The sequence below is a fragment of the bacterium genome (genome assembly GCA_024226335.1).
Classification (GTDB): Bacteria; Myxococcota_A; UBA9160; order SZUA-336; family SZUA-336; genus JAAELY01.
Genome location: JAAELY010000077.1, coordinates 1 through 11865, shown reverse-complemented (window position 1 = coordinate 11865; position 11865 = coordinate 1). Strand labels below are relative to the sequence as shown.

The window sequence follows — 11865 nt, the reverse complement described above, 5'->3', positions numbered from 1 at the left end:
GGGCACGGTCAACTGCGTAGCCAGAAGCTGCGCCGGGCACGGTCAGCAGCGCAGCCCTGACTCAGACGGGGATGCGCGGGACACGGGCTCCGATGCGCACGAGAATCTCGTAGGCAATCGTGTCGACGGCGGTGGCGAGTTCCTCGACGGGGATTTCCAGACCGTCCCTGCGTCCAAACAGCAGTACCGATTCATCCACTCCGCCGGCCTCGAGCGGACCCGCGTCCAGCGTCGTGAAATCACACGAAACCCGGCCGACGATGGGAATCCGGGTCCCGCGGTAGCCGACCTCGTAGCGGCCGCCCGCAGCCCGCGGCAGACCGTCCGCATAGCCCACCGCCGCGGTCAGGATGCAGGTACCACGGGGCGACATGAAGACCCCGCCGTAGCCGATCTTCGCGCCCGGCGGAACGCTCTTCGAATGGCACACGCGTGCGCAAAAGGACATGACCGGCTCGAGCGCGTTACCGCCCTCGAGTGTCGGATCGGCGCCGTACAGGAGAAGTCCGGGGCGAACTGCGGTCGTCTCCGGGGCGGCGCCGCGCACCACTCCAGCGGAATTGTCGATGTGGATCCACTCCGGGGAATGGCCGCTCGAGCGGACCTGCCCGACCAACTCGCCGAACACACGCCGCTGCTCCTGGGTCGCGGGCGAATCGGGATCGTCGGCCTCTGCCAGGTGGCTCATTACACCTTGCAGTCGCAGGCGGGAAGAGCCCGCGAGCCGTTCCAGGAAAGCTCCGAGCTGGCGAGGCGAGAGTCCGAGGCGGCCCATCCCGGTATCGAGTTTCAGATGAAAAGGAACCGGCCGTCCGACCCGATTGGCCGCCGCATCGAGCGAGTCGAGGGCCTCGATGCGGCTGATCACCGGAACGAGATTCGTGGCGATCGCCTCGTCGGCCTCGTCGCTCCGCAAGGTCCCCTCCAGGAGCAGAATCGGCTGCAGGATACCGGCAGCGCGCAGCTCCCGAGCCTCTCCCAGCGTGACGACGGCAAACGCGTCGCAGCCCGCGCCCGAGAGGGCCCGCGCCACCGGAACGGCGCCGTGCCCATAGGCATTGGCCTTCACCACGGCGATGATCCGGCGATTGTCGGCGCGATCCCGGATCCAGCGATAGTTGTTCTCGAGAGCGGATAGATCGATCTCCGCCCAGGCGTGCTTCCGTTCATCCATCGCCGGGATCTTAGCCCGGTCTCTCCACGCGGGCCGTGCGGGGAGCCCGCGGGGCTTCTGGAGGATCGGTTTGAACTCCCCGTGTGCATCGCTTACCGTCGGCCCGTGAGGTTCGAACTCAACGGCGAGATGCAAACGACGGAAGAATCCCTCTCGATCCTCTCCCTCCTGGAGCAGTTCGATCTACAGGGACGCCGGGTCGCCGTCGCCGTGAACGACGAAATCGTTCCACGGTCTCGCTATTGCGAGGTGAAGCTCTCACCGGGCGATCGCGTCGAGGTAATACAAGCCGTCGGAGGTGGCTGATGTCTGAGAATTTCCGCCTGGGTGATCTGGAGCTGCGCTCGCGGCTGATCATCGGATCGGGCAAATACAAGTCGTTCAGGGAGAACCGCGAGGCACTGGATGCCAGCGGTGCCGAGATGATCACGGTCGCAGTGCGCCGGATCGACCTCAAGAAACGCGGTGCAGATTCACTTCTGGACCACATCCCGCCCGACCAGTTTCACATCCTGCCCAACACCGCCGGTTGCTTCACCGTGCAGGAGGCCGTCACCACGGCCGAACTCGCGCGCGAGTTGCTCGACACACCGCTGATCAAACTCGAGGTGATCGGCGACCCGCGCACTCTTTTCCCGGACAGCGCCGCGACCCTCGAGGCCGCGCGCATCCTTGTCGACAAAGGCTTCACTGTGCTGCCGTATATCACCGACGATCCGGTTGCGTGTATGCGTCTGGCGGAAATCGGCTGCGCTGCGGTCATGCCGCTCGCGGCGCCGATCGGATCGGGACTGGGAATTCGCAACCCCGCCAACATCCGCATCATCCTGGAAAGCGTGGACCTTCCGGTGATCGTCGACGCCGGCGTAGGCACGGCATCGGATGCGGCTCTGGCCATGGAACTCGGTTGCACGGCCGTGCTGATGAATACCGGCATCGCGTCTGCGAAGGACCCGATCAAGATGGCGACAGCCATGAAACTCGGAATCGAAGCCGGACGCCTGGCCTACGAGGCCGGACGGATGCCGCGCCGTCTACACGCGCAGGCCTCGAGCCCATTGGAAGGATTGATCGACGTATCGTGATCCCGCGCCTTTGCTACATCACTGATGGAGCTCGCGGAACGGGCGATCGGCCGCAAGATGAAGTCATCCGAGCGGCTTTTCTGGGCGGTCTTCGCATGGTGGTGTTGCGAATGCGCGACGCGAGCGGCGAACACTGGTCGCACCTGCTCGATGCAATCGAGCCGTTGCGGGCAGAGGGCTTGCACGTGCTCGCCAGTCGCAGACTCGACATCGCTCGTGCCTGGGACCTGGATGGAGTCCACCTGGCGGCAGATTCCGTTCCCGTCGAGGTTGCGCGCCGCTGGCTCCCGGACAACGCGTGGATTGGCTATTCGGCTCACTGTGCCAAAGAAGCGCAGCGCGTGGCCGCTCAGGGTGCAAGCTATGTCACCGTCTCGCCGATCTATCCAACGAAATCCAAGCCTGGAGCGCGCGCTCGGGGCCAGTCGTGGCTAAATGAGGTCACGTCTGGACTCGATATTCCGGTTCTGGCTCTGGGTGGAATCACGGCGGAGCGTGTCCCGGAGATGCTCTCCGCGGGAGCAAGTGGGGTAGCGGCGGTAAGCGCAATCGGCGCTGCACCGGAACCCGAGACGGCGGCACGCAGTTTTTCGATGGCACTGACGGAGGATGACTAGATGAACCGGACCCTACTATTGCTGGTACTGGCTGGAACCACGGTGCTCATGCAGCCCGGGTGGGCCGTCGCGGAAGACGCCCTGAACCAGCTACAGGAACGCATCATCGACGTGAACATGCGGGTTTCGCCGTCGGTCGTGCACGTCGAAGCCGCCATCCGGGTCAACAACCGGCGCAAACTCGTCACCGGTTCCGGATTCATTACCGGCAGGTCCGGTGTCGTGCTCACGAACCGTCACGTGGTCGATCGCGCCGAGAAGGTCAGTGTGGTCGTGCCGGGACGCGAAGGTCGCTATGAAGCCGAGGTCGTCGGTACCGACAAACAGACCGATGTCGCCGTATTGCGCATTTCTCCGCGCGACGGAGAGGACGAATTCCCCGCAGCCGCGATCGGCGACTCCGAATCCCTGAGAGTGGGTGAGTGGGTGATCGCGATCGGCAATCCCTACGGACTCCAGGGAACCGTCTCGCTCGGAATCGTATCCGCCAAAGGCCGCGACCTGAGTGGCTCGCAGATGCTCAATGACTTCATTCAGACCGATGCCATGATCGACCACGGCTCGTCGGGTGGACCATTGATCAATCTGAAGGGAGAAGTCGTCGGCATCAACTCGCGCGGTCAGGGGCGCGGTATCGGCTTCACGATCCCGATCAATACTGCCAGGCGAGTCGAAGAGGATCTGCTCGCGCTGGGCAGCATCGCACGCGGCTACCTGGGCGTGACGATTCAGCCGTTCCCGCGAGAACTCGCGCGCTACTGGGATCAGCCCTCGGTGCACGGCGTGCTCGTCGGTTCTGTCGTTCGAGGTTCGCCCGCGGAGGCGGCCGGTGTGCACGTCGGCGACATCATCCAGACCATCGACGGCGAGGAACTACGCGCAGAAAAGCCCGACGACCTGGGCCTGTTCCAGCGAATGGTGGCTCAGATGGACGTGGGCAAAGAAGTGCAGGTCGGAATCTTCCGCGACGAGAAGGTGCAGATGCTCAATGCCAAGCTGACGGCACAGCCGAAAGTGGTGCCCGACGAGGAAGAGACCGAGCACGGATTCACCGTCCAGGAGGTCACCGAGAGTCTGTTTCGCAGCCACCGCTTGAGCATGCGCCAAGGCGTGCTCGTGTCATTCGTCGAAGGCGGCTCGGAGGCGGCCGAGGCTTCGATGAACCAGGGCGATCTGGTCGTGCAGATCGAAGATCTCGAGATCAAGGGCCTCGACGACTTCAGGGAAGCCGTGAGCAAGCTCTCGAACCAGCCTTTTCTGGTGCGTGCACTGCGCGGCGACGATCTGCGTTTCATGCTGATCGTGCCTCGCTCAAAAGACGCCCCAGCTGCACCGAGTGCGGATCCTAACTCCTAAGGACTCGTCTCGAGAACGCTGGCCGCGGCGGCCGGTTTCGCGATCCAGTGGCGCGGTGCGCGTTCGAAGCGCGCTTCGAAGCGTGTGGCAAGCTGTGCGGAGAATGCCTCTGCACTCCCCGCGCTCACCAGGTGCAGCGTACAGCCTCCCCAACCAGCACCGGTCATGCGCGATCCCAGGCAACCCGGTAGGTCTCTCGAATCCTCGACCAGTGCGTCTGACTCGGGAATGGTGACTTCGAAATCGACGCGCAGCGATTCGTGGGAAGCAAAAAGCACCTTGCCCGCGCCGCCGCGATCTCCGGCGCGAATTCGCGCGGCGAACTCTCGCACGCGCGCGTTCTCGCTCACGACGTGACGTGTGCGGCGAAAAACGATCGGATCGACCCGGCCACCGACGGCTCCCAGATCACCGGGACGCAGGCTCGAGAGCGATTCGATCGGCCGCGCGAGCGCGACGGCCGCCTGCTCCAGCGCCCGCTCACACTCATCCCGTCGCTGCGCATAGCCTCCCTCGCGCAACTCGCGGGTCACTCCCGTGTCAAACACCACGATCTCGATGTCGCCCGGGATTTCGACTGAAGCTGCCTCCTCGCTGCCACAATCGAGCAGGATCGCGCAGCGATCGCGCCCGCACAAAACGGCATAGGGATCCATCAGGCCGCACGGCACGCCCACGAAATCGGACTCCGCGCGCTGGCAGAGGCGAGCCAGGGCGGGCCTTTCCTCGCTGCGGATAGGGGAGCCAGCGGCCGACAATAGAGCCAGCGCGAAGGCGGCTTCCAGCGCAGCCGAACTCGACAGACCGGCGCCCACGGGCAGGTCCGTTTCCACCCGAGCGTCGAAGCCGCGCGCGGGAATACGCCCATCCGACACCAGTTCCCGAGCCACGCCACGAGCGTAGTCGAGCCAATGCCCCGTTGGGGGGGCGTCGAGTTTCTCCCGCACCTCCCCGTGCTCGCGAGAGGCTCCGCGAACCATTCGATCCGTGCGGAAGCGCAGCCAGACCCGCGTCTCGAGGTCGATGCCCACCGGCAGAACCAGCCCACCGTTGTAGTCGGTGTGCTCGCCAATCAGATTCACGCGTCCCGGCGCTCGGGCCGCGCCGGTGGCCGGCTGCCCGAACGGCTGGTCAGCGCGAGAGTGTCGATTTTCAGCCGACAGGCCTGAACCCTTTCCCCGGGCTCCCCGGGTGGATGCTAAATATCTGTGGATGGCATGCCGTCCTACCGGGCACGGGCTCCTTGTCCTGCCAGGAGATCGTACGCATTGCCGGACCGGGCAAACTGGACGCGGGGGACCTGGATGCACATCGCTGGAATCAGAATCGCAATCATACTGCTGGCGGTCCTGCCCCCGCTCGCCCTGGCGAATCGGGAGTCCCGTCGCACGCCGATCGTGCGGGCGGTCGAATCCGCCGTACCGGCAACTGTGAATATCACCACCACACAGCCCGTCAGTCAGCTGGTCAATCCGTTTTTCAGAGGCGATCCGCTATTCGAGCGCTTTTTCAATCGCTATCTGACACGCAACTCCCGGCCCGAACAACATCTGGGAACCGGCGTCATCATCGCACCACCCTACGTGCTCACCAATGAGCACGTTCTTGCAGGATCCGCGCATATCCGTGTCACTCTCAGCGACAATCGCGAATTCGAAGCAGAACTCATCGGCAGCGATCCCTCGAGCGACCTGGCCGTCATTCGCCTGGTCACCGACGAGCAATTGCCGAGCCCGACGATCGGCGATTCGGACGACGTCATGATCGGCGAAACCGTGATCGCCATCGGCAATGCGTTCGGCCTGAATCACACCGTGACCACCGGCGTGCTTTCTGGAGAGAACCGTTCGATCCGAACGGGTTCGCGCGAGTACCACGGTTTTCTCCAGACCGATGCGAGTATCAATCCGGGCAACTCCGGTGGTCCTCTTCTCAATCTCGATGGGGAGTTGATCGGCATCAATACGGCCATTCTCGGCGAAGCCGAAGGGATCGGTTTCGCAATTCCGATCAACCGCGCGCGGCGCATCGTCGACGATCTGATCTACTACGGTGAAGTCGTCCCTACCTGGTTGGGAATGCGCCTTCAGGAAATGACACCGGCACTGCGCGGCGCCCTCGAACACGAAGGCAGTACGGGAGTTCTGGTTTCCTACGTCTTCGACCAGTCACCCGCAGATCGCATCGGCGTACGCGCCGGTGACATCCTGCTCGAATTCGACGGCACCCGGCTGATGTCCATGCGCAACTACTTCGAAATCCTGAGCGGGTTGACGCCCGGAGATCGTGCGAATCTCAAGATCGAGCGTGGCGACAAGACGCTGAACCTGAAGATCAAGGCCGTCGCCTTTCCCGAGGAGCGCGCGGAGGAGCTGGCCGAAATCCTGCTCGGGGTAGAGGTCACCGAACTGAACCAGGACTTGGCAAGACGCTACGGGATTCCGGCCAATGTGAGCGGACTGGTGATCAGACGGGTCATTCCGCGCAGTCCGGCAGCCAATTCAGGATTGCGGCCCGGCGACGTGATTCTCGGTATCAATCGCGATCGGATCGAAGATCGCGTTGCCTTCCGACGCGCAGTGACTAAGCTGCGCGGGCGACCGCAAGTATTGCTAACCGTCAAGCGGGGCTTGAGAGACGGTTCAGTAACCCTGGAACTCTCGTAGGAGATGAATCGATGATACAGCGCATATCCATCCTGGCCGTCGTGACTTTTGCCACTGCGGCCGTCTGGTTCGTGGTCCAACCGGTCGGGCTCGAAATCCGCTTGACCGAAAACCGGGCGCACGCCGAGACGGGCGCGCATTTCTGGCAGGATGGAGACGGTAGCAGTGCTTCGATGCGCCCGGAGTCACTCGCAGATCTGGCCGAGAAACTCTCCCCATCGGTCGTCAACATCAAGATCGAACGCAAGAGCCACGGCGGTGAACTCGGCGGCCCGGAAGAGTTTCTCGAGGAGTTCTTTCGCAAGCCGGGCAAACGCGAGCACCCGAAACCCCGTCCGCGTCGCTCGATCTCGTCGGGTTCGGGTTTCGTGATCTCACCAGATGGCTACATCGTGACGAACAACCACGTCGTTGAAAACGCCGATAAAGTGATCGTCGCATTCAGGGACGGCAAGGAAGCGACCGCCACGATCATCGGTCTCGATCCCAAGACGGACATCGCGCTCATCAAGGTCGATGTGCCCAAGAAGCTCACTGCGGCGGCACTGGGCGACTCCCAAACGGTGCGCGTGGGTGATTCGGTCATGGCCATCGGCAATCCCTTTGGTCTAGATCACACGGTGACCGTCGGCATCCTGTCGGCAAAGGGTCGCAGTAGTTTTGGCGGTCACCAGATCGCCGGACCCTACGACGATTTCCTACAGACCGACGCGAGCATCAATCCCGGAAACTCCGGGGGGCCGCTGATCGACATGAAGGGGCGCGTGGTCGGCATCAACACGGCGATCGCCGCAGCCGGCCAGGGCATCGGCTTCGCGATTCCCATCAACATGACCAAGAGCCTGCTTCCCCAACTGCGGGAAACAGGTAGCGTGACGCGCGGCTGGCTCGGAGTACAGATTCAGCGGGTCGACGAGCCCATGGCGCTGGCCTTCGGTCTGGAAGAGCCCGAGGGTGCGCTAGTCGGCCAGGTATTCGAGAACAGTCCCGCCGAAAAGGCCAAGCTGAAACGCGGTGACGTGATCATCGAGTTCAACGATTCGAAGATCAAGGATTTCAATGACCTGCCGCGCATCGTCGCGTCAACGCCACCGGGTTCGGCCGTGGGCGTGGTGGTTCAAAGAGAAGGCAAGCGCACGAAGCTCACCGCAGTACTCGAGAAGATGGAGAACGACGAAGTTCAGCTCGCGTCCGCGGAGTCGCCAGCATCCAAGTGGGGTTTCGAAGTCCAGAAGATCACGCCCCAGGTGGCCGAGGAATTGGGACTCGACGAATCCGACGGTGGCGTCGCAGTGACCGAGGTCGACCCGAACTCCGAATCCGGACGCGCAGGTCTTCGACCAGGTGACGTGATCATCGAAGCGAATCGCGAGCCAGTCAGAACACCTGCCGGACTCGAGGAAGCGCTCGAGGACGCCCGCGAACACGCAGTACTGCTCGTGCAGCGCGGGGCAACCACTCTGTATCTGGCAGTGAAGCGGGACGAGTAGACCCTCAGAGCATTCGAGAATTCTCGTCAGTCATTCTGATAGCGGGGCGGACGCTTCTCCAGGAAGGCGCTGATTCCCTCGCGAAAGTCCTCGCTGCGAGTCGCCAGGATCTGATTGCGGTCCTCCATGGCGATCGCGGCATCGAGGCTGCCAGCATCGATGCTGTGGTTCAGGCATTCCTTCGTCAGCCTCACGCCAATCGGGGAATTCGCAAGAATCTCCTGCGCGGTCGCACGACCCGCCGCTTCCAGTTTCTCGTCGGGTACGACCTGGGAGACCAGCCCGGTTGCGAGCGCGCGCTCGGCGTCGATGAATTTGCCCGTGAGCAGAAGCTCTGACGCGAGCGAAGCGCCGACGAGACGCGGCAGAAAATAACTCACACCGACATCGCAGGCGGAAAGCCCGATGCGAATGAAGGCGGCGTTCATGCGCACCGACTCACCCGCGATTCGCACATCGGAAGCCAGCGCCAGCGCAAAGCCACCACCGCAGGCCGGGCCGTGAACGCAGGCCACGAAGACCTGCGGTACGCGTCGCATCTTCATGACGATCTCGCTGATGCGTCGCTGCCCGCGCAATCCCCCGCTGATGGTGGGTTTCCGATCCGGACTCGCCGTGGTTTCCTTCAGGTCGAGGCCGGCGCAGAAGCCACGGCCTGCGCCCCGGATCAGCACGACCCGCGCGTGCTCGTCGTGAAACAGCGAGTCGATAAACTGGTTGAGGTCCTCCACGAGTTGGGGATTCATCGCGTTTAGCGAATCCGGGCGGTTGAGGGTCAGGCATACCAGGCCGTCGTCTTCGCGTTCGATCAGCAGAGTTTCGTAAGCGTCACTCATCGTTTGCTCCTCGCCGGATCAAAGAGGACACCCGGATTCAAAATGGCGTGTGGATCGAGTTCACTTTTTGCAGCACGCAGCACGCGCGCAAAGGAATCTGGTCTCTGCTTGTCGTACCAGGCTCGGTGATCCCGGCCCACGGAATGGTGATGGGTAATGGTTCCGCCCCATGCGATGACCGCATCCGCCGCGGCTTGCTTGATCTCGGCCCACTGTTCGATCTCACTGCCGCGCTTGGCGGGTGCCATGATGGTGAAGTACGGAGCCGGTCCATCCGGATACACGTGAGTGAAGCGACAGCTCACAGAACCGCCTCCGCACACGCGTTGCAGGGCGTCCCGGGTTGCACTCATGACCCCCGCATGCAACGCGCCGAATCGCTCCCAGGTAATCGAGGTCTCGAAGGTCTCTGACAAAACCCCGATCGCGACCATCGCGTCGCGCGCGTAGGGAGCTCTGATGAAGGAGTTGCGCCACGCACCGGACTTGCCTTCGCGCGAGGCCGCCGCGTCGGTGCGCGTGCGGATGGCGTCTTGAGGTACGACACCGCCGTGATCGCGACAGAGTTCAGCGGCGCGCGCGATCCAGGCGTCGAGTGCGTGATCGGCGGATTCGAATCCCAGAATCACCAGGGTCTCGCTGCCCGATCCTCCTGCAGAAGCAGCGGCCTCGTTGGCGTCCAGAAGACGGCAGTTCGCCGGTTCGAGGCCCGATTGCGAAAGGGCGCGAACGGCGCTCACGGCGGATTCGAAATTCTCGAAGCTGACACTCGCATTCGCCCGAAAACCCGGTCGATCCTGTAGGCGCATCCAGGCCTCGGTAATGATCCCAAGCGTCCCTTCCGCCCCGATCTGCAGGCGATCCGGACTCGGCCCGGCACCGCTCCCGGGCAGTCTGCGACTTTCGAACCAGCCGCTGGGAGTGAGCACGCGCATGGACTCGACGAAGTCGTCTATGTGGGTATAGCGAGTGGCGTAGTGACCACCGCTGCGCGTGGCGATCCAGCCTCCCAACGTGGAGAACTCGAAGGACTGTGGAAAGTGGCGCAAAGTGAGGCCGTGGGGCCGTAGCGCGTCTTCGAGGGCGGGGCCGTAGATTCCCGCCTGGATGCGGGCGGCGCGGCTTTCGCGATCGATCTCGATGACCTCGGACAGACCGGCCAGATCGATGCTGATCACTCCAGCGTACTCGTCGCCAACCGAGCACTCGACACCACCGACCACACTGGAACCACCGCCAAACGGGATTGCGGCCAGATTCGCATCAGCACACCAGTCGAGCAGCGAGACGAGCTGATCTTCGTCGTCCGGTATTGCGACCCAGTCCGGGGGCGACGAAAATTCGCGCCGAAAACCGCGCACGATATCTCTGTAGGAGCGCCCGTACGTGTGACGTGCGCGCTCCCAGGGATCGTCAGTCAGGATGGACTCGAGTCTCTTCGGCCGCGCAATGCGCGGAACGGGCAGATCAATTTGATCGATTTTGGGATAGGGCTCGACGGTCAACTCGCGGCCGAAACGCTTCCCCAGGCCCACAGCGAGTTTCCCACAGGTCGCCTCATCCGGCCCCTCATCATCCCAGCCCCAGCCCCAGAACTTCATCCGGCGCGTTCCCGGATCGTTGCCCATCCGCTCTCCTCTCCATCGAAACGAGGTGCATTATGATGCATCCCGACAACCGGCGGGCAAGCGCTTTCGAACGCTGCGCCGGCTGCTAGTTTCTGGGCATGGGGATTGTCAGACGCATTCGCGGGATTCTTCGACCGATCTCGTCTTTCGTGCTCCTGCCGGTGACACTCGCCATAGCCAGCATCTGCGCGATCGTTCATTCGCTCGCGGGTGCCTCTCCGCGAGACGCGCACATCTGGTACCGAGGCGTAGCCCAACTCGGCCTTCGCCTGGCGGGCACGGAACTGGAAGTTCACGGACTCGAGAAGCTGAAACCGGGGCAGGCCTACGTGGTGGTCGCAAACCACGAGAGCAATATGGACCCCTACACGCTGCTCGCGGGACTTCCCGAACTCGTGCTGCGCTTCGTTGCAAAGAAGCAGATCATGAACATCCCCATTCTGGGTCATGCGCTGCGCATGACGGGGAACATCCGTGTCGACCGCACGGCAGCGAGATCCGACGTCGAACGCCTGCGTACGAATATGTCCCGAAGAAACGAAGATGTTTCGATCCTGTTCTTTGCCGAGGGCACGCGGGATCGCACGGGCGCTTTTCGGGAATTCCGCAAAGGCGCTTTCGCGACCGCCCAGCAGTTCGATCTACCCGTGTTGCCAGTAGCGGTGGCCGGAACGTATGCGGTCTGGCGACCGGAGAGCCCGGTGATCCGGGAGGGACCCGTGGTCGTAGAAGTGGGTGAACCGATCCCGGTCGAAGGCGTCGAATGGAGCTCTCGCGATCAATTGCGCAAAGAGGCCCACAAAGCAGTCGGAGAGTTGCGGCGTCGCGCCCGCAAGCGCCTTAGAGAAAAGGGCGTGGATCCGGGCGGGGTCGACTAGGGAACCTCTGCACAGGGAGGCTGCGGCTGCGAAGCGCGATGCATCCGCCTGCGCTGCGTCGCGCGACCCTCTGCAGATCTACGGATCTGCGATCGGATCACGCTTCTTGCTCAGGCGGCGACTCCCGCTTCTCGC

Annotated in this window: 11 protein-coding genes; 7 read left to right on the top strand and 4 right to left on the bottom strand. The window is 63.1% G+C overall.

Going from position 1 to position 11865, the window contains the following annotated elements:
- Positions 1–61: 61 nt before the first annotated feature.
- On the bottom strand, positions 62–1174 hold the full coding sequence (alr, locus tag GY725_03420) for an alanine racemase (GenBank protein ID MCP4003224.1): 1113 nt from the start codon (positions 1172–1174) through the stop codon (positions 62–64).
- 129 nt (positions 1175–1303) lie between these two features.
- Here alr and thiS point away from each other — a divergent pair, with 129 nt between their 5' ends.
- Genes thiS through GY725_03400 form a run of 4 tightly spaced genes read left to right on the top strand, consistent with a single transcriptional unit; the run spans position 1304 to position 4232 of the window.
- Complete coding sequence (gene thiS / locus GY725_03415) at positions 1304–1480, top strand: sulfur carrier protein ThiS (GenBank protein MCP4003223.1); 177 nt, start codon at positions 1304–1306, stop codon at positions 1478–1480.
- On the top strand, positions 1480–2259 hold the full coding sequence (locus GY725_03410; GenBank protein ID MCP4003222.1) for a thiazole synthase: 780 nt from the start codon (positions 1480–1482) through the stop codon (positions 2257–2259). The genes thiS and GY725_03410 overlap by 1 nt, the downstream gene beginning before the upstream one ends.
- Positions 2256–2876, top strand: coding sequence for a thiamine phosphate synthase (locus GY725_03405; protein ID MCP4003221.1), 621 nt, complete (start codon positions 2256–2258; stop codon positions 2874–2876). The genes GY725_03410 and GY725_03405 overlap by 4 nt, the downstream gene beginning before the upstream one ends.
- On the top strand, positions 2877–4232 hold the full coding sequence (locus GY725_03400) for a PDZ domain-containing protein (GenBank protein MCP4003220.1): 1356 nt from the start codon (positions 2877–2879) through the stop codon (positions 4230–4232).
- On the opposite strand, the gene galK is transcribed toward GY725_03400, so the two are convergent.
- Complete coding sequence (gene galK / locus GY725_03395; protein MCP4003219.1) at positions 4229–5542, bottom strand: galactokinase; 1314 nt, start codon at positions 5540–5542, stop codon at positions 4229–4231. The two genes, GY725_03400 and galK, sit on opposite strands and share 4 nt — an antisense overlap.
- On the opposite strand from galK, the gene GY725_03390 reads away from it, so the two are divergent.
- Both GY725_03390 and GY725_03385 read left to right on the top strand, forming a co-directional pair.
- Positions 5537–6898: a PDZ domain-containing protein gene (locus GY725_03390; protein ID MCP4003218.1), complete on the top strand. Its 1362-nt coding sequence runs from the start codon at positions 5537–5539 to the stop codon at positions 6896–6898. The genes galK and GY725_03390 overlap by 6 nt on opposite strands.
- 11 nt (positions 6899–6909) lie before the next feature.
- Positions 6910–8388 (top strand): DegQ family serine endoprotease, encoded by a 1479-nt coding sequence (locus GY725_03385; GenBank protein MCP4003217.1) that lies wholly within the window; start codon positions 6910–6912, stop codon positions 8386–8388.
- Positions 8389–8414: 26 nt separating this feature from the next.
- On the opposite strand, the gene GY725_03380 is transcribed toward GY725_03385, so the two are convergent.
- On the bottom strand, positions 8415–9224 hold the full coding sequence (locus GY725_03380) for an enoyl-CoA hydratase/isomerase family protein (protein MCP4003216.1): 810 nt from the start codon (positions 9222–9224) through the stop codon (positions 8415–8417).
- The gene (locus GY725_03375; protein ID MCP4003215.1) at positions 9221–10852 is read right to left on the bottom strand and encodes an FAD-binding oxidoreductase; all 1632 of its coding nucleotides are present in this window, start codon (positions 10850–10852) and stop codon (positions 9221–9223) included. Before GY725_03375 ends, GY725_03380 begins: the two co-directional genes overlap by 4 nt.
- Before the next feature lie 98 nt (positions 10853–10950).
- On the opposite strand from GY725_03375, the gene GY725_03370 reads away from it, so the two are divergent.
- Positions 10951–11730 (top strand): 1-acyl-sn-glycerol-3-phosphate acyltransferase, encoded by a 780-nt coding sequence (locus tag GY725_03370; protein ID MCP4003214.1) that lies wholly within the window; start codon positions 10951–10953, stop codon positions 11728–11730.
- The last annotated feature ends 135 nt before the right edge of the window (positions 11731–11865 follow it).